At 58.6% G+C, this 18,192-nt stretch carries 19 protein-coding genes and 2 pseudogenes; 9 read left to right on the plus strand and 12 right to left on the minus strand.

All coding sequences use genetic code 11. The features are described from left to right. Nucleotide 1: 1 nt before the first annotated feature. From T3A99_RS20500 to urtA, 8 genes are all read right to left on the minus strand, one after another. Nucleotides 2-1,045, minus strand: a complete 1,044-nt coding sequence (locus T3A99_RS20500; protein WP_047229353.1) for an aliphatic amidase — start codon at nt 1,043-1,045, stop codon at nt 2-4. Between the two features lie 14 nt (nt 1,046-1,059). Beyond that, nucleotides 1,060-1,407 (minus strand): FmdB family zinc ribbon protein, encoded by a 348-nt coding sequence (locus T3A99_RS20505; RefSeq protein WP_047229352.1) that lies wholly within the window; start codon nt 1,405-1,407, stop codon nt 1,060-1,062. 36 nt (nt 1,408-1,443) lie between these two features. Then, on the minus strand, nt 1,444-2,673 hold the full coding sequence (gene fmdA, locus T3A99_RS20510; protein ID WP_047229351.1) for a formamidase: 1,230 nt from the start codon (nt 2,671-2,673) through the stop codon (nt 1,444-1,446). A gap of 155 nt (nt 2,674-2,828) precedes the next feature. Beyond that, entirely contained in the window at nt 2,829-3,518 is a 690-nt protein-coding gene (gene urtE, locus T3A99_RS20515; protein ID WP_047229350.1) for an urea ABC transporter ATP-binding subunit UrtE, read from the minus strand. A 10-nt stretch (nt 3,519-3,528) separates the two neighbouring features. Then, entirely contained in the window at nt 3,529-4,287 is a 759-nt protein-coding gene (gene urtD, locus T3A99_RS20520) for an urea ABC transporter ATP-binding protein UrtD (RefSeq protein ID WP_139050669.1), read from the minus strand. Continuing rightward, on the minus strand, nt 4,284-5,471 hold the full coding sequence (gene urtC, locus T3A99_RS20525) for an urea ABC transporter permease subunit UrtC (protein WP_047229348.1): 1,188 nt from the start codon (nt 5,469-5,471) through the stop codon (nt 4,284-4,286). The genes urtD and urtC overlap by 4 nt, the downstream gene beginning before the upstream one ends. A 10-nt stretch (nt 5,472-5,481) precedes the next feature. After that, on the minus strand, nt 5,482-6,399 hold the full coding sequence (gene urtB / locus T3A99_RS20530) for an urea ABC transporter permease subunit UrtB (RefSeq protein WP_047229347.1): 918 nt from the start codon (nt 6,397-6,399) through the stop codon (nt 5,482-5,484). A 111-nt stretch (nt 6,400-6,510) separates the two neighbouring features. Further along, the gene (urtA, locus tag T3A99_RS20535; RefSeq protein WP_047229346.1) at nt 6,511-7,755 is read right to left on the minus strand and encodes an urea ABC transporter substrate-binding protein; all 1,245 of its coding nucleotides are present in this window, start codon (nt 7,753-7,755) and stop codon (nt 6,511-6,513) included. Nucleotides 7,756-8,075: 320 nt separating this feature from the next. Between urtA and T3A99_RS20540 the strand changes: the two genes are divergently transcribed. The 8 genes and pseudogenes from T3A99_RS20540 to T3A99_RS20570 all read left to right on the plus strand — a co-directional run bounded on the left by T3A99_RS20540 (nt 8,076) and on the right by T3A99_RS20570 (nt 14,635). Beyond that, nucleotides 8,076-11,468 carry an ATP-binding protein gene (locus tag T3A99_RS20540; RefSeq protein WP_322834743.1) on the plus strand — a complete coding sequence of 1,131 codons (3,393 nt, stop codon included), beginning with the start codon at nt 8,076-8,078 and terminating at the stop codon, nt 11,466-11,468. Continuing rightward, entirely contained in the window at nt 11,443-12,135 is a 693-nt protein-coding gene (locus T3A99_RS20545; RefSeq protein ID WP_047229344.1) for a response regulator, read from the plus strand. The genes T3A99_RS20540 and T3A99_RS20545 overlap by 26 nt, the downstream gene beginning before the upstream one ends. Nucleotides 12,136-12,281: 146 nt before the next feature. After that, nucleotides 12,282-12,598: pseudogene (locus T3A99_RS27980) on the plus strand (recombinase RecT). Between the two features lie 12 nt (nt 12,599-12,610). Further along, nucleotides 12,611-12,877 (plus strand): hypothetical protein, encoded by a 267-nt coding sequence (locus tag T3A99_RS20550; protein ID WP_322834744.1) that lies wholly within the window; start codon nt 12,611-12,613, stop codon nt 12,875-12,877. After that, on the plus strand, nt 12,874-13,542 hold the full coding sequence (locus T3A99_RS20555) for a lambda exonuclease family protein (protein WP_322834745.1): 669 nt from the start codon (nt 12,874-12,876) through the stop codon (nt 13,540-13,542). The genes T3A99_RS20550 and T3A99_RS20555 overlap by 4 nt, the downstream gene beginning before the upstream one ends. 2 nt (nt 13,543-13,544) lie before the next feature. Continuing rightward, nucleotides 13,545-13,787 carry a hypothetical protein gene (locus tag T3A99_RS20560; RefSeq protein WP_322834746.1) on the plus strand — a complete coding sequence of 81 codons (243 nt, stop codon included), beginning with the start codon at nt 13,545-13,547 and terminating at the stop codon, nt 13,785-13,787. Further along, a pseudogene (locus tag T3A99_RS20565) lies at nt 13,784-14,248 on the plus strand (hypothetical protein). The gene T3A99_RS20560 and the pseudogene T3A99_RS20565 overlap by 4 nt, the downstream one beginning before the upstream one ends. A 75-nt stretch (nt 14,249-14,323) precedes the next feature. Continuing rightward, nucleotides 14,324-14,635: a hypothetical protein gene (locus T3A99_RS20570; RefSeq protein WP_322834747.1), complete on the plus strand. Its 312-nt coding sequence runs from the start codon at nt 14,324-14,326 to the stop codon at nt 14,633-14,635. A gap of 232 nt (nt 14,636-14,867) precedes the next feature. On the opposite strand, the gene T3A99_RS20575 is transcribed toward T3A99_RS20570, so the two are convergent. From T3A99_RS20575 to T3A99_RS20585, 3 genes are all read right to left on the minus strand, one after another. Then, nucleotides 14,868-15,137, minus strand: a complete 270-nt coding sequence (locus T3A99_RS20575) for a hypothetical protein (protein WP_322834748.1) — start codon at nt 15,135-15,137, stop codon at nt 14,868-14,870. 93 nt (nt 15,138-15,230) lie between these two features. Then, nucleotides 15,231-15,761, minus strand: coding sequence for a hypothetical protein (locus tag T3A99_RS20580; protein WP_322834749.1), 531 nt, complete (start codon nt 15,759-15,761; stop codon nt 15,231-15,233). Between the two features lie 107 nt (nt 15,762-15,868). Continuing rightward, complete coding sequence (locus T3A99_RS20585; protein WP_322834750.1) at nt 15,869-16,084, minus strand: hypothetical protein; 216 nt, start codon at nt 16,082-16,084, stop codon at nt 15,869-15,871. 101 nt (nt 16,085-16,185) lie between these two features. Here T3A99_RS20585 and T3A99_RS20590 point away from each other — a divergent pair, with 101 nt between their 5' ends. Next, complete coding sequence (locus T3A99_RS20590; RefSeq protein WP_322834751.1) at nt 16,186-17,103, plus strand: phosphoadenosine phosphosulfate reductase family protein; 918 nt, start codon at nt 16,186-16,188, stop codon at nt 17,101-17,103. An 81-nt stretch (nt 17,104-17,184) separates the two neighbouring features. Here T3A99_RS20590 and T3A99_RS20595 read toward each other — a convergent pair whose 3' ends face one another. Continuing rightward, complete coding sequence (locus T3A99_RS20595; RefSeq protein WP_322834752.1) at nt 17,185-17,937, minus strand: hypothetical protein; 753 nt, start codon at nt 17,935-17,937, stop codon at nt 17,185-17,187. Nucleotides 17,938-18,192: the final 255 nt, after the last annotated feature.

Consider the following 18,192-nt stretch of genomic DNA (forward strand, 5'->3'; position numbering starts at 1 on the left):
TTTAGCCTGCGTGTTTTTCTTTACCGTCGTGGGGAATCTCTCCCACCGGGCAATGAGCCACGCCGACGGTGCGACGGGTAAGTTTTTCGACGTTTTCCTGGGCTTTCTGCGCATCCAGTACCCAGGTGCGGTAAAAGTCGAACGGGCAGTCAGCCACTCCCTTGTCGCCGTCCCCGGAGTTATAGACCCCGGTGTAACCGCGATGCAGCAGCTTGAACAAATGATTCTGTGATTGGTCGTTCGCTCGCGCATCGCGGATTTGCGAAACGGATAATTGTGCGTACTGAATGCCCATTTCCTCTTCACCGCATTCGCCCAGAGTGCGACCGTCGAAGCCAATGATCGCCGAGTGACCAAAGTAGGAGTAAACCCCATCGAAGCCGGCGGCATTGGCCACTGCCACATAACAATTATTGGCCCAGGCCATGCTTTTGGACATCATCACCTGCTGCTCTTTGGCCGGGTACATATAGCCCTGGCAGCGGACGATCAACTCCGCCCCTTTCATTGCACAGTCGCGCCAGATCTCCGGGTAGTTACCGTCATCACAAATGATCAAGCTGATCTGCAAGCCCTTCGGCCCCTCGCAGACATAGGTCCGATCACCCGGATACCAGCCTTCTATGGGGCACCAGGGAATGCACTTGCGATACTTCTGGACGATTTCGCCCTGGTTATTGATCAACACCAACGTGTTGTACGGGGCTTTGTGAGGGTGTTCCTCATGCCGCTCACCGGTCAGGGAAAACACCCCCCACGTGTCTGCCGCACGGCACGCGGCGGAAAAGATCGCAGTCTCTTCGCCTGGAATGCTGGCGGCAGTCGCCATCATCTCATCGTGGTCGTACATGATGCCCATGGTGCTGTATTCAGGAAACACCACCAGGTCCATGCCGGGGAGACCGCTTTTCATACCAGTGATGATGTCGGCAATCTTGCGGGCGTTTTCAATGACCTCGGCTTTTGTATGCAGCCGCGGCATTTTGTAATTGACGACCGCGACACCCACGGTATCCGGGCTGCTGGAAATATCACCATGACGCATGAAATTTACCTCTGTTAATGGCTGATCATCCAAGGTCTGGAGCCGGTTTTACTCTTGAGCCCCTGAGGATTGGCTTTGGTCGGGGCCAGCGGTTTGCTCGGTGCGCAACAACTGCACCCACTGGGGTGACGACGGTTCTGCTGGTACTCACCAAGGGTCTGCGGTGAGTGGGCACTTCGCTCGTTGGTCGCCATGGCCTGGCGTTGACTGCTCGACAACGTCGTCAGCGCCGGCGCAGACAACAGCAACGGCCCTCCTGGGCCCGCGCAAAACGGGCACTGGCACGGCTCGTGCCGTTGGGCCATAGGCCGCAACATTGTGAAACAGCCACAGGTTTGGCATTCGTACTCATAGGTCGGCATGGCGCTCTCCGGACATTGATCGGGCTCGGGCGTGTCTCACAGGTCCGGGGCGATCGGCAGATCGATACTGCCGTCGAGGTGTTTGATGGGGCCGTTGGCGTTGGGGTTGATGTCGAACTCGAAGATTTCGGTGGGTAACCAGAGCGTCGCGCAGGCGTTGGGGATGTCGACCACGCCGCTGATATGCCCTTGCACCGGCGCAGAACCCAACAGTGCATAGCCCTGGGCGGGCGAATAACCAAACTTGGTCAAGTAGTTGATCGCATTCAGGCAGGCCTGGCGGTACGCGATATTGACGTCCAGGTAGTGCTGCTTGCCGGCTTCATCCACCGAGATACCTTCAAAGATCAGGTAGTTCTGGTAGGTCGGGATAATCGGGCTGGGTTTGAACACCGGGTTCTTGATTGCGTACTTGGCCATGCCGCCCTTGATCAGCTCGACTTTCATATGCACCCAGCCGGCCATCTCGATTGCACCGCAAAAAGTGATCTCGCCGTCGCCCTGACTGAAGTGCAGGTCTCCCACCGACAACCCGGCGCCGTTGACGTAGACCGGGAAGAAAATCTTCGAGCCCCGGGACAGGTCCTTGATATCGCAGTTACCACCATGTTCACGCGGCGGCACGGTGCGTGCGCCGGTGGCCGCGGCATCATCCCGGGCCTGGCCTTTGAGCTTGCCCATGTGCGCGGTGGCGGCCAGCGGGGCGTTGGCCAAGGGCGGCACGCGGGTCGGGTTGGTATCGATCAGCTCCTGCTCACGGCGGTTCCAGTCGGCGAGCATTACCGGGTCGGGCAGGCAACCGATCAATCCGGGGTGGATCAGGCCGGCAAAGTTGACCCCGGGAATGTGCCGCGAGCTGGTGAACATGCCTTTGAAATCCCAGATGGCTTTCTGTGCGCTGGGAAAGTGATCCGTGAGGAATCCGCCGCCGTTCTGCCGCGAGAAGAAACCGTTGAAGCCCCACATGGATTCGGCCTTGGCACCGATGTCCAACAGGTCGACCACCAGCAGATCCCCCGGCTCGGCGCCATGCACGCCCACTGGACCGGACAGGTAGTGCACGGTGGACAGGTCGACGTCACGCACATCCGAGGCGTCGTCGTTGTTCTTGATCGCGCCGGCGGTCCAATCGTAAGTCTCAAGAATAAAGTCATCCCCTGGCTTGACCCAGCAAGCCATGGGAATGTCCGGATGCCAGCGGTTATGGATCTGTTCGTTCTCGGTGGCGGGCTGGTTGAGGTCGACTTTGATCAAGGTATCGGTCATGGCGAAGCTCCTGAACATTGGGGGTGTACCGCGTTGGAACCAGTCTCGAATGGCGGCCCGAATCGGCCAATACGTTGGATGACGTACCCCTGTAGGAGCTGGCTTGCCAGCTGCAACAAAGGGGGCCGATAAACCATCGCGCCGCCCGGCCGCACCTACACAGAGAGGTAGCGACTGATGGTGGCTTCGTCGACCTTGTCCCGGGTCTCTTCAATCACGAAGCGGCCCTTCTCGATCACCAGGAAGCGGTCGGCGATTTCCAGGGTGAATGACAGCACCTGCTCGGAGACCACAATGGTCAGGTCGCGCAGGTTGCGGATCTCTTTCAAAGTGCGGGCGATGTCCTTGATGATCGACGGCTGGATGCCTTCGGTAGGTTCATCGAGCAACAACACCTTGGGATTGGTCGCCAGCGCCCGGGCGATGGCCAGTTGCTGCTGTTGCCCGCCCGAGAGATTGCCGCCCTTGCGCGAGCGCATGTCGTGAAGCACCGGAAACAACGCATAAAGATCTTCGGGGACCTGGCCCCGGGCCGATGCTGGCAGGCCGGTCTGAATATTTTCCAACACCGTCATGCTGGGGAAAATCATCCTCCCCTGGGGCACATAGGCGATGCCGAGTTCCACCCGCTCGTGGGTTTCCAGGTTCGAGACCTCCTGGCCATCGATGCTGACCTGCCCCCGCCACTGCGGAAGGATGCCCATCAAACTCTTGAACAGCGTGGTCTTGCCCATACCGTTGCGTCCCATCACGGCGACGATTTCGCGTTTGGCCACGGCCAGGTCGAGGTCGTGGAGGATCTGGCTCTGGCCGTAACCACAGGACAGCTTGTCTACGTTGAACATGCCTGCTTCCTCAATGGCCTAAATAGACTTCGATGACTTTCGGGTTGTTCTGCACCGACTCCATGCTGCCCTCGGCCAGGACCTTGCCCTGGTGCAGCACCGTGACCTTATGGGCGATGCTCTTGACGAATTCCATGTCGTGTTCGATCACCAGCACCGAGCGTCCCTGGCTGATGCGCTTGAGCAGTTCTGCGGTCTGGACGCGTTCGTTGACGCTCATCCCGGCGACGGGTTCATCGAGCATCAACAGGTCAGGGTTCTGCATCAGCAGCATGCCGATCTCCAGCCACTGCTTCTGGCCGTGGGACAGCAGATCGGCCTGTTGCTGCAACAGCTCGCCGAGAAAGATCTCCCGCGCCACCTCTTCAACCCGGGCAATCACTGCGGCACTGCGTTTGAAGAACAACGCGCCCAACACCTTGCGCCCCGCCGGGTAGGACATCTCCAGGTTCTCGAACACCGTGAGGTTTTCGTAGATCGACGGGTTCTGGAATTTGCGCCCGACACCGGCACGGACGATGTTGTACTCGCGCATCTTGGTCAGCTCCTGACCATCGAACTGAATGCTCCCGCTGGTGGCGCGGGTCTTGCCGCAGATCAGGTCGAGCACCGTGGTCTTGCCTGCGCCGTTGGGCCCGATCACCACCCGCACTTCATTGCGGTCGATGTACAGGTTGAGGTTGTCCACGGCCTTGAAACCGTCGAAGGACACCGTCAGCCCCTCGATAACCAGCACCGGCTTGTTCATTTGAAAACCCACGGCGGTCATGGCTGCGTCTCCAGCGAAGGACGTTCAGGAGCCGAGGCTGGCGGCGCGGTGCGCGGCGCCTCTGGCAGGGGTTCGGCAACGGCAGCTTGCTGCGAGGGACGCCGCAATAGACGGCCAAGGGTCTGGCGGCCATGGCTGTCCCAGAGTCCGGCCAAGCCATTGGGGAAGTACATGACCACGGCAATGAACAGCCCGCCCATCAGGTACAGCCATAATTCGGGGAACGACTCGGAGAAATAGGTCTTGCCGTAGTTCACCAGCAAGGCCCCATACACCGCGCCGAGCAGCGACATGCGCCCGCCGACAGCGGCAAAGATCACCATCTCGATGGACGGCACGATGCCGACGAACGAAGGCGACATGAAGCCCACCTGCAAGGCGAACATGGCGCCGCCAATGGCCGAGAAGGCAGCGGCGATGCAGAACACGAAAATCTTGAAACTGGCTACGTCATAACCGGAGAAGCGCACCCGTTCCTCTCTATCGCGCATCGCCATCAGCAGCCGCCCGAGCTTCGACGCGAGGACGAAACGGCCGATGAAAATGCAGCCGAACAACAAGGCCGCGTTGATGAAGTACAGCAGCAGCTTGGCGCTGTCGCTGCGCAGGTCCCAGCCGAGCAGAGTCTTGAGATCGGTGATGCCGTTGACCCCGCCGGTCAGGCCCTGCTGGCCGACGATCAGCACCGTGAGAATCAGCGCGATGGCCTGGCTGACGATAGAGAAATAAACATCCCCCACCCGCCGCTTGAACAGCGCCATGCCAATGATGAAGGCCAGCACCACCGGCACCAGGATCACCGCTAGCAGGGTGAAGCTGAAACTGTGGAACGGCACCCAGAGCCACGGCAGTTCGGTGATCTGGTTCCAGTCCATGAAATCTGGAATGCCCGGCGTCGACTGGATTTTGGTGCTCTGCGGGTCGGAGGCTTCGAGCTTGAGAAACATCGCCATGCAGTAGCCGCCGACGCCGAAGAACACCCCTTGCCCGAGGCTGAGAATGCCGCCATAGCCCCAACACAACACCAGGCCGACAGCGACGAAGGCATAGGTCAGGTACTTGCCCACCATGTTCAGGCGAAAGGCATCCAGGGTCAGCGGGAAGACCACGAAGATCAGCAGCGCCAACAGGGCCACGCCCAACAGGTTCTGCTTGCCCGCCAGCATCTTGTCTAAAAGCTTCATTGGCTCGCCTCTACTTGCGCACTTTGATGGAGAACAACCCTTGAGGGCGCAACATCAGGATCAGAATCACCCCGGACAGGGTCAGCACCTTAGCCATCGAACCACTGAGGAAAAACTCCGAAATCGATTGGGTCTGGGCAATGACGAACGCCGACGCAATGGTGCCGAACAGGCTTTGTGCGCCGCCGAAGACCACCACCAGGAAGGTGTCGACGATGTACTGCGAGCCCGCGGTGGGACCGGTGGAGCCGATGGTGGTAAAGGCCGCGCCGGCCACCCCCGCGACACCACAACCGAGGGCAAAGGTCATTCGGTCGACCTTGCGTGTATTGATGCCCACGGCTCGGCTCATCAGTCGGTTTTGCACCGTGGCCCGCACTTGCAGGCCCCAGCGTGAGCGGTAGAGCAAGAGAAAAATGGCCCCGGTGAGCAGCAGGGTCAGGGCCATCATGAACAGACCGTTGCGCGGGATCTCGATGGACTCAGTGAAGTTGAACGAGCCCATCAGCCACTCCGGCGGCGTCGCGCTGACTTCACGGGCACCGAACACCGAACGGAAGGTCTGCTGCATCACCAGGGACAGCCCCCAGGTCGCCAGCAATGTGTCCAGTGGACGCTTGTAGAGCCGACTGATCATCGCCCACTCCACCAGCCAGCCGATGGCCCCGGCCATCAGGAACGACAGGGCGATGGCGATGAAAAAATAATAGGGTTGAAACCACGGGGCGAAATGACTGGTCAGGCTCGAGCAGACATAGGTGGTGTAGGCGCCGATCGTGAGGAACTCGCCGTGGGCCATGTTGATGACCCCCATCTGGCCGAAAATGATCGCCAACCCCAATGCCATCAACAGCAGCACGCAGAACACGGACAAGCCGTTGAACCCCTGCATCGCCGCGATGGCACCAAATTCCGATAGCCATTCCATGATGATGGACTCCTGCTTGGAGGGAGGATGTGGAGAAACGATGGAGCTCCATCGCCGGCAAGCCAGCTCCTACAAAGTGTTGGAGTCGGCTTGCCGCGATAGGCCCGGACCTTACTGATAGCCTTTAGGAAACGGATTCGGTTCGATCAGATCGGACTCGTACACCACTTTGAACTGGCCATCGGGTTGCACTTCACCGATGCGGGTCTTGCTCCACAGGTGATGGTTTTCATGCACTTTGACGTAGCCTTCAGGCGCGGTTTTCAACTCGATGCCCGGCGAGGCTGCAACCACTTTGTCGATATCGAAGCTGCCGGCTTTCTCCACCGCAGCCTTCCACAGCCATGGGCCCAGATACGCAGCCTGGGTCACGTCGCCGATCACCGAATCCTTGCCGTACTTGGCCTTGAAAGCGTCGACGAAGGCTTTGTTGTTGGGGTTGTCCAGGCTCTGGAAGTACTTCATCGAGGCGTAGAAGCCGGCCATGTTTTCGCCGCCGATGCCCAGCAATTCATCCTCGGTCACCGACAGGGTGAGCAAGGTCTGCTTGGCCGAATTGACGCCCGCCGCATTGAGTTGTTTGTAGAAGGCCACGTTGGAGCCACCTACCACGGCGGCGAACACAACGTCGGGCTTCTTCAGCTTGACTTTGTTGATCAGCGAGCCGAACTGGGTGTTGCCCAGCGGGTAGTAGTCTTCGCCGACCACGGTGCCGTGCAGCACGTTTTCAATGTGTTTGCGCGCAATCTTCATCGAGGTGCGTGGCCAGATATAGTCCGACCCCACCAGGTAGAAGGTTTTGGCGCCTTTGGTCTTGGCGATCCAGTCGAGGCTGGCGAGGATTTGCTGGGTGGCTTCCTGGCCGGTGTAGATCACGTTCTTCGACTGCTCCAGCCCCTCGTAGAAAGTCGGGTAGTAGAGCAGGCCATTTTCTTTCTCGAAAATCGGCAGCACAGCCTTGCGCGAGGCCGAGGTCCAGCAACCGAACACCGTTGCCACCTTGTCGTTGACCAAAAGCTTCTTGGCCTTCTCGGCGAAGGTCGGCCAGTCGGAGGCGCCGTCTTCCTGGATCACCTTGATCTGCCGACCGAGGATGCCGCCTGAAGCGTTGATCTGCTCGATGGCCAGGCGTTCGGCCTGGATCGAGCCGGTCTCGGAAATCGCCATGGTGCCGGTAGCCGAGTGCAACTGGCCGACCGTGACCTCAGTGGCGGTCACCGCCAGGCCGGTGCTGTTGGCCTCGTCCGCCCATACACCCTGGCTGAACACACTGGCAGCCAATAACGACAGGGCCGCCGCCCCCAGAGCCAGGCGGCGCGGCAACAGGCCTTTAGTGCGGATCAATCGTGGTTCCATGCTGCTACTCCTCTGCGGTGACGCTGACAGCTCGCCTTGAGGCGGCCGGCAACGGTGGTGGCATCAGCATGGCGGCGCGGATCGGTGACGGGTATACGCAGCCTGACGTAAGCGCATACGTCATTTGACGTAGGGAAAAATGCACCAAGGCGGCGCAGGCTATCGCCCCAGGCCCCGCCTGAACGGCATTGCGCGGACGCGTGCGCAGGCAACAGCTGGCGCGGCAAGACGGCGTGGTGCAGGGCATGAAAATTGCTCGGCTATCCGCCACGGGCACACCCGACAGGCACGGAGCGCCTTGACCCCAGGAGTCTTTCGCCGTGCTTCCACCTGGCACCCAGCGCATCGCCAAGATCCGTCGCGACTACAACAGTTGGGTCGCCGACGAAACCATGGAAGACTACGCCCTGCGTTACACACCAAAGTCCTTCCGCAAGTGGTCGGAGCTGCGCATTGCCAACACCGCCCTGGGAGCGGTGTCGTTCCTGGCCCTGGAGGCGATTGGCGGGGTATTGGCCCTGAGCTACGGCTTCACCAACACCTTCTGGGCGATCCTCGCCGTGAGCCTGATCATCTTCCTCACCGGCCTGCCCGTCAGCTACTACGCCGCCCGCTACGGCGTCGATATGGACCTGTTGACCCGCGGTGCCGGCTTCGGCTACATCGGCTCGACCATCACCTCGCTGATCTACGCCAGCTTCACCTTTCTGTTCTTCGCCCTGGAAGCAGCGATCATGGCCCTGGCCTTGGAGCTGTACTTCCATATCCCATTGGCCTTTGCCTATGTGATCTGCTCTGTGCTGGTGATCCCCCTGGTGGCCTATGGGGTGACCCTGATCAGCCGCCTGCAACTCTGGACCCAGCCACTGTGGCTGGTGCTGCTGGTGCTGCCCTATCTGTTTGTGCTGCTGAAAAACCCCGAGGCCTTCAGCGACTGGACCAGTTTCCGGGGCCGTGATGCCAGCGGCGACTTCAATCTGCTGGCGTTTTGCGCAGCCTGTACCGTGGCCCTATCCCTGGTGACGCAGATCGGCGAACAGGTCGACTACCTGCGCTTCCTGCCGGAAAAAACCGCGGCCAACCGCAAGCGCTGGTGGGCCGCCCTGCTCTGCGCCGGCCCCGGCTGGATCCTGCCCGGCGCCCTGAAAATGTTCGCTGGCGCCTTCCTGGCGTTTCTCGCCCTGCAACACGAGATCCCCATCGAGCGCGCTACGGAACCGACCCAGATGTACCTGGTGGCCTTCGGTTATGTGTTCGCCTCGCCGGAATGGGCCCTGGCGGCCATGGTGCTGTTCGTCTTCGTCTCGCAGATGAAGATCAACCTGACCAACGCCTACGCCGGCTCCCTGGCCTGGTCGAACTTTTTCGCCCGGGTCACCCACAGTCACCCCGGCCGCGTAGTTTGGCTGGTGTTCAATGTGGCCATTGCCCTGATGCTGATGGAGTTGGGGGTATTCGACGTCATCGACCAGGTGCTCGGTCTCTACGCCAACATCGCCATCGCCTGGATCGGCTCGGTGGTCGCCGACCTGGTGATCAACAAACCCTTGGGGTTGTCACCGAAGTACATCGAGTTCAAGCGCGCTCACCTCTACGACATCAACCCGGTGGGCGTCGGCTCCATGCTGATCGCCTCGCTGCTGTCGGTCCTCGCCCACTTCGGTCTATTTGGTGCACTGGCCCAGGCCGCTCCGCCCTTCGTCGCCCTCGGCACCTCGCTGGTCATGACCCCGCTGCTGGCCTGGGCCACCCGTAGCCGCTATTACATCGCCCGCACCAGCGATCCGTTACTGCTGCAACCGGTAGCTGCGAGCACGCAGATCACCTGCGGCCTGTGCAGCAACCCATTCGAAACCGCCGACATGGCTTTCTGTCCGGCCTACAGCACGCCCATCTGCTCGCTTTGCTGTTCGCTGGACGCGCGTTGCGGCGATCGCTGCAAACCCCACGGGCGTCTGTCGGCGCAATTCGAAGCGCTGTTGCATTGGTTGTTGCCCAATGCCACGGTGCCACGCCTGCACACCCGGCTAGTCCATTACCTGGGCCTGCTGCTCGCGCTGATCCTGATGCTCAGCGGCGCTCTGGCGCTGATCTATGGCCAGGCCTCCCAGGGGCTGCCCCACTCGCCGCAAGCCCAGGCGACGCTGTACCAGGCATTTTTCCAGGCCTTCCTGACGCTCTCGGTACTGGCGGCCATCCTCGCCTGGTGGGTGGTTCTGACGCGGGAAAGCCGCCGCGTGGCCCAGGAAGAATCGGACCGCCAGACCCTGCTGCTGATGCAGGAAATCGAAGCCCACCGCTTGACCGACCAGGCCCTGCAAGATGCCAAGGAGGCTTCCGAGGCGGCCAACGCGGCCAAGAGTCGCTACGTCACCGGACTGTCTCACGAACTGCGTACGCCGTTGAACAGCATCCTCGGTTTTACCCAGATCCTGCAGCGCGATGCGGCCATGCCGGAGCAGCATCAGGATGCCCTGGCGACCATCCTGCGCAGCGGCTCGCACCTGCTGTCGCTGATCGACGGCCTGCTCGATGTGGCCAAGATCGAGGCCGGCAAATTGCGCCTGGAATCGACGGAAATCCCCTTCCCGGAACTGATCCACGATCTGGAGCTGATGTTCACCCCACAAGCCCGGGACAAAGGGTTGCGCTTTCGCCTGGAGCTGATCGGCAAGATACCGGCGGTAGTGCGGGGCGACGAAAAGCGCGTCCGGCAGATCCTCATTAACCTGTTGGGCAATGCGGTCAACTTCACCGACAGCGGCGAGGTCTGCCTGCGGGTCAGTTACATGCGCGAGACGGCAACCTTCGACATCATCGACACGGGTATCGGCATCGACCCCGAGCACATCGAGCGAATCTTCCAGCCTTTCGAGCGCGGTGATCTGATGCGCCAGGACAAGGGCGTTGGCCTGGGCCTGACCATTACCCGCATGCTCACCTCGCTGATGGGCGGCGAGTTGCAGGTCAAGAGTCAGCAGGACAAGGGCACCTGTTTCCAGGTGCGCCTGTTTCTCTCGCAAGTACGGGTGCCGCAAGCGGTGATCCATGTCGAACACGACATCATCGGCTACCAGGGGCCGCGGCGTCTGGTGCTGGTAGTGGACGACCATGTGGACCATCGCAAGGTCCTCAGCGGCATGCTTACGCCCCTGGGCTTTGAAGTGATCCAGGCCAGCAACGGCCAGGAAGCGATTCGCCAGGTCGCCCTGCGGGGGCCGGACCTGATCCTCATGGACCTGTCGATGCCGACGATGGATGGCTGGGAAACCAGCCGACTGATCCGCCGCAATGCGTTGTCCACAGCACCGATCATCGTGATATCGGCCAATGCCTTTAACGACGAGCGCGAGCGCAGCCTGGCCAGTGCCTGCAACGACTACCTTGCCAAGCCGGTAAACACCCCGGAGCTGCTCGAACGGATCCAGCAGCAACTCGACCTGCACTGGCTGCGCCGCGAAAAACCAGCCCCTGCGACATTCCCCGTACCGGGGGTATTGCCCTCACAGCCTGACCTCATCGCCCTCGGCGAACTCAGCGCCATTGGCTACGTACGCGGTCTGCACGAAAAACTTGACGCCATCCAGGCCGAGACGCCAGCCACCGCCCCTTTCATCAGTTCCCTACGCAAGCTGCTGAAAAACTTTCGCCTGGACGAAATCAACCGCGCCCTCAAGGAGGCAGAAGATGAATGTATTGACCACAGTCGCTGAACCCGGTGTCGTGCTGATTGTGGACGACACCCCGGACAACCTCGCCATGCTCTCCGACGCCCTCAACGATGCCGGCTACATGGTGCTGGTGGCCCTCGACGGGCTCAGCGCCCTGAACCGCATCGAACGCCGGCGTCCGGACCTGATCCTGCTGGATGCGATGATGCCGGGCCTGGACGGTTTCGAGACCTGCCGGCGGATCAAGGAGCAACCGGCCAACGCCGATATTCCGGTGCTGTTCATGACCGCGCTGACGGAAAGCAGGCATGTGGTCCAGGGCTTTGAAGTCGGTGGCAGCGACTACGTGACCAAGCCGATCCAGACCGACGAAGTGCTGGCCCGGGTCGCCGCACACCTGCGCACCTCGCGCATCCTGCTGTCGGCCCGAGCGGCGTCACAGCCAGCCGCGCCGAGCCTGGACGACGAGCCGGCGCAGAGGGTGCTGTCGGCACGCTTTCAGCTCACCGGTCGGGAAGTCGAGGTTCTGCGCTGGGTGGCCTGCGGCAAGACCAACCGCGACATCGGCACCATTCTTGATCTGAGCCCACGCACCGTGAACAAACATCTGGAGCATGTGTATGTGAAGTTAGGTGTAGAAACGCGCACAGCAGCGACCTCCGTGGCCTTGTCGGCCATGACCGATTCTCGCAACAGTGTTTCAAGGTAAGCCGCGATAACCAGACGTATTGTTGGATCTATTCCCGGCTGCATCCGGCAATGGTCACAGTAGCGCCGCAGGGCTTCAGCATCGAAGCCCTTGTCAGCAAAAAAACAGCAACAGCGCCGAGCTCGGGCATCTGATCGAGGCTGCGAATACGGTATCCGCAGCCGAAGAAGTACCGCACCCCAAACTGGAACATAAACGACGAGAAAGGGCTTGGGGTCCGCGTTTGGGCTACGTTCGTGGCTGAGGACTCTCCCCGCGAACTGACCACCTTGATGACTCAAGCGCGAACACGGAACTCGACGCTATGGGCGGACGATCCAAGCAGCAGATCGCGTACCTGACCCTCAAAAAATGCGCCCGGCTGTATTGCCCTGACGTGATCTTGGGCGTGTACACACGCGACGAACTGGACGACGGCTATGCGCTTTCTGAAACAGACGTTACCCCGAGATCTACCAACTAAAAGCCAGCAGACGTGGGCGCCGCATCAGTTCCTCAGGGCGATACAGCCGACGCAACCACTGACCTATTCGAGCAGTTGAAAAAGATCGCTCAGGAACAGGGTATTGAGGGTTACGAAAAGGCCTGGAAGGCGCTGAAGCCTCAGCAGCGCGGCGCCATTGGCGTAACTCGTCACGGCGAACTGAAGACGATTGCACAGACCATTGATGCGGAGTTCACGACCGTCAACGAGAGCGCAGACGTTGATTCTGAAAGCGATCAGCAAGGAGGCACTCAATGAGCGCCGCCGTAGATCTTCAGCGCACGGAGCAGTGGCATCAGGACCGCAGCGGTCGCCTAACAGCAAGCAGGTTCAAGGATGTGATTGCTTGGGGTGATCGTGACAAGCATAGCAAACGCAAGCCGCTTGCAGCCCGCACCACCTACATGCGCGAGCTGGCCTTTGAGCGCCTGGCTAACAGGTCGAAGCATTCAGTCAGCAGCAAGTCGATGGCCTGGGGCACGGAAGTCGAGCAGTCGAGTCACGACTTTTACGAAATCCTGACCGGCAATACCGTCATCAAGTCCGGGTTTGTGGTTCACCCAAAATACGACTGGCTGGGCTGTTCGCCGGACGGTTTGATTGGCGATGACGGGGGCATTGAGTCGAAGTGCCCATTCAATGAGGCTGTCCACGTTCGCACCTGGCTCGAAGGAATGCCCGACGAACACAAGCCGCAGGTTCAGGGCTGCATGTTCGTCACAGGCCGGGAATGGTGGGATTTCCTGTCGTTCGATCCGCGCCAAGATGAAGACTGCCGCCTGTACATCGAAACCATTAAGCGCGATGACGAGTACATCGCGATGCTTCATCAAGAGCTGGTCCAGTTCAATCTGGAGCTTGGCAGGATGGTTGATGAAGTCGCAGACAAAGCAAGGGCGCAGGCCCATAGAATGGGAGCTTGAGCATGATTAGCAACCACCTCAACCTCGTCGAGCAGCACCGGCCAGATGCCGAGTCGATCGCAGAGCGAATCGCGCAGTACCTGGCCGCCGGCGGACAGATCGCCGAACTGCAAAGCCCGCCGCGTAACCCCATTCCGCCGCCCCGCTCAACGCGGATAGACCCTGAAACGGTCCTCAAGCGCAAACCGCGCAAGCTGACCCTGGCCGAGCGCCGCGCCCTACGCAAGATGGCGGACGCACTATGAAGTCGAAACGCAAACCCAACAACGGTTTCGCCCGGGCCGAGCGCAGTTGCCGGGCGTTGCTCAGGACTAATCACGTCGCAGTCGTGAACATCGACCCAAGCGGCTCCCAGATCATGGCGAACTGGAAGAGCTGTCGGCAAATCCGCAGTTTGGCGATCGCCAACGCCATTTTCGACTTCTCCTAGCACTGGACGATTTACATCGGCGCCATGTGTCGAGACGAGCGCGGCGCCGAGTACATCAAGTCGGTGGAGATATCGCCACAGGGCATTTACAAGGTCGAGCGCCTGACGGATGCCATCGAGCATTACTACCTGGAGCTGCGCGAAAGCCGCAACCCGAACCACCTGGTGGCGTCTGGCTGGATCGCCATCCCTGCGGAGGTATCGCTCGATGAGGCGCAGGCCGCGGAGCTGTTCCACGCCGCCGGTGCCTGGCATCAACTGAAGGTTGCAGCGTGAGACGTTTTCGCACCCAACAACGCAAACGACAGACCTGGCTGGACTTGCCGGCCAGCGGAATAACGGAGACCTGCCATGGCTGCAGCTCAGAAAGAACGGTCAGCAAAGACCGCGGCGAAGCGAAAGAGCCGCGGCGAAGAGGAAATCAGGCTGCATTGTATGGCTGGAACACGCCAGGCATTGGCTGAGCTGATGGCCTGGAGCGACATCGAGGAACAGGGCGAGGCCATCACGCTGATGATTCATCATCTGCATGGACTTGGCCCGGGTGGATCTGCTCAGTTCCTTACCGCTCCGCGACACGAATACGAGATACCCGAAAACGTGTCGCGGAAATTGGAGTTGGCCTACAGACGCGAAGAACTGCGTATCAGTAAGGACGATTAAGCTTCTGGGTTCTTTTTTATCCAGAACAATGAATGGTCGGACTTGTATGTTCTGCTCCACGTCTCAGCACAGGAGTTGCACACAAGCGTCATTTCTATGTCGATTGCATCGCGCCCACCGGTAACTCGGAAGGTTCCAAGCCGATCTTCGTCATCATAGGAGCGGATCGATTGAGCACAGCACTCGTTTGGGAACATTACTTTCTCCGGGTACGTATGTGATGAAGTTGTGGCTATCGAATGTTTACGTCGATTTCTTGAATCAGCTCACCTTCTTCGAAGGGTTCAGCTTTGATAAAAACGACCTGAACATGCGGGTTCGACTTCTTGAATTTGTCTTCCAAGAAGCCTTGAGCCTCGCAAAATTCCAGAACCTGCAAATCATCGCCTCGCCTTTTGATTCTGTTGAAGGTCAGCCCGCCTTGAAACTCGAGAATGTCATCTGGATCAAGGTTCTGTAGCTGACGCTGCAAATCTCCAACAGTGAACGGGAAGTTGCTCATTTTCTCTCCTTGTGCCGGCCCATGCCGGTAAACCATAAAACATCATCCAAAACCAAATTGCCACCACCGGTCATAGAGTCGGGAGCCAGGCCGTCAGCTAAGCTTTATCTCTTTAACAAATTTAGATTCAATTACCGTTCCTAACACTGTTGTCAGCGTCAGGCAGTCCATTAAATCCTTGCGCGCTTTAACTACTTGATCATCAGCACTCGCTCGGTGCGCTTCAAAGTCGGCGCCGGCTAGACCCGTCTCCTCGTTTGCGATAAGTCGTGCATAATCGCGATTCATTTCGAGGCAGGTGTGTAAATTTTCTACTTGAAAGCAACTATCGTAGAACTCAAGCAGTTTCGCAGAAAGCGCCTCACTGACGTAGAGCGAGGATGACCGCAGAATCATCCCATACGGAGCTAACTCCTGCTGCTTCAAAAATAATCCGCGACCACTCAAGAGCCTTCGAACTTCGAAAAACGCCCGATGAAGTTCCTTCTGGTATTGATGAATGGCGATGCTATTAGCCCGCTTCGCCTGGGATACGGATCTCCACGAAAATACAGCAGCTGCTACAGATACAAAAAGCGCTAGACCTGCGATCACATTCGCCCATGTTGCTGCCTCCAAAGCCATCTCCTTGATCCATCTCCATGCCGGTCACCCGTGATACCCCAACCCAAACCAAATTGCCACCACCGGGCACGGAGGGTGGCGCCTGATCATCTACTGAGTCCGCCTACTCATGGCTTAAGCGTTAGGACAGTGGCGTGTGCCTCGCTGATCTCCTGGCAAGCCATCGTGACATATGGGTGTTCGACCTGGCGGTACGGGCTGTGCCCAATGATCAGCCCGTGCGCGTTACTCAATAATCCCTGAACGTCGCCCCCGGCCGCCTCCGCTGCTGCGATAACGGCAATAAGTGCCTGTTCCAGCGCGATTTCACGATCTGTCGCCATTGCTTCTCTCCTTGATCCGGCCTCATGCCGGGCCATCAACCAATAGCCCACAAACTCGAATCACGCCAACCGGCGAGGCCGGTGCGCACCTGGAAAACGCCATGACCATCGAGCACAACGTCATCAGCTACAGCGGCGGAAAGGACAGCACTGCCATGCTCCTGCTGGCAGTAGAGCAGGAGGTAGAGCACCTTCAGGCAGTCTTCGCAGACACCGGTAACGAGCACCCTTCAACATACGAGTACGTTCGCTATGTCGAGCAGTCTACCGGCGTGCCGATCCGCTGGATTCGCGCCGACTTCACGAAACAGATCGAAGGCCGTCGCCAGATGATGCGCAACGTGATCGCCGGAACGCACAAGAACCAGGGCCGGTATGAGTGGACGCCAGAGATTGCCGAACAGGCCCTTGGCTTGCTCTACACCACTGGGAATCCTTTCCTCGACATGTGTATGGTTCACGGCCGGTTTCCATCCACAAAGGTGGCGTTCTGTTCCAAAGAGCTCAAGCGAGACCAACTGACCAAACAAGTTCACCTTCCCCTGCTCGACGCAGGCGACGATGTCCGATCGTGGCAAGGGGTTAGAGCTGACGAAGGAGCGAAGCGGGCCCTGTTGTCCGCATCAGAGCACGTGCTGACGCGCAGCAGCGGAGCAGAACTTTGGAACTACCGCCCCATCCTTCCGTGGACGGCAGAAGATTGCTTCGAGATGCATCGAAAGCATGGGCTCAAATCGAACCCCCTGTATGAGCTGGGTATGCGTCGGGTCGGCTGTATGCCATGCATAAACGCCGGCAAGGACGAGCTTCTTGAAATAAGCAAACGCTTTCCTGAAGAGCTTGAGCGGCTTGCCAAGTGGGAGCAAACTGATATCGAAGGTCAGCAAAACGAAGGTTGCGACCTTTTTCCCAGCTTCAGACCTTGGCGCGACATCAGCCGCAGACGCCGGGACACTATCCCACGGCATTCACGCCAGGGTCGAGTGGGCTACAACCTCTCGCGGGGGCCGTCAATATGACCTAATCCGGGTTGATCAAGAGGTTGAGCTTTGCAGCTCAATCTATGGATTGTGTGAGTGACTTCCGATGAGATTTGGGGGCTACTTCGGCAAGACTGGTTCAGGGGCCTGGCGCTGTTTAAATCCGGAAATATTTTCTGGAACGTGCCAATCCAGTGCCTCGACCCTAAAGGTGGAAACAAACAAAATCCCCCAACCCAATGCTAATACCAGCCCGACATATATAGGAAGTCGACTAGAAGAAAACCTAGCCAAGATCATAAAATTAGCCACCGGAGCCCACGGCCTACCTTTCCAGATGCTTTTTTTGATCTCGTCTTTGTTCGAGTTATCAAGAAATAAGTGAATTAAAACCTTCCTACGAAGTAACTGTTGGTCAACCTCCGGAGAAAGTTTTACATCAAACTTGTCATTCAAATATCTATACACTCTGTGACGCTTCAAAAGCTCAACCATGGACTCTTCTGACTTTCTGCAATTAATTTCCCAATGCTCCTGCCAATACTTCGCGCCAGCGGCCATTCCTGCCTGGAACAGCGAGACTAACAACCCAACCAAACATATAACGAAACTAACTATCGGCAGCTGCCCAGCAGACTGACATATTCCGGCGAAGAGAACCCCCTGAAAAATCATAAAGAAATTATTTCTCTGCACCAATTGAGAAATTTCAAAATTTCTCAAATCAATTGACAAACTGTAAATAGACTTCCATGCAGCCAGGTCATCTATAGCGGTTCGACAGGCCTGTTCGGCAATTCGCTTTCTAAACTCCGGAGAATTTAAATCCTTCTTCTTGAATTCGGACTTTGAAATTTCACTCTTATCTGTCATCTACCCGGCTCCATGTTTTTTACATGATGCCAGATAGACACTACGAAATCACAGGCTTCGGTGTCTTTCACTCGCAACCGTCGCCGAATCCGAGCAGATCATACCCAGCCCGTACGGATGATCACGTCGATCAGTCGAACCACGGCAGCGATCAGGTTTATCAGGTCAGTCAGTTTTTTCATTCGGCAGCACCTCGGCAATCCGTCAGCCATTCAACAGTGCGGTGACGGTAGTGCTCGATGGTCTGCTGTCCTG

It is taken from the genome of Pseudomonas sp. N-137 (assembly GCF_034555295.1).
GTDB lineage: Bacteria > Pseudomonadota > Gammaproteobacteria > Pseudomonadales > Pseudomonadaceae > Aquipseudomonas > Aquipseudomonas rhizophila.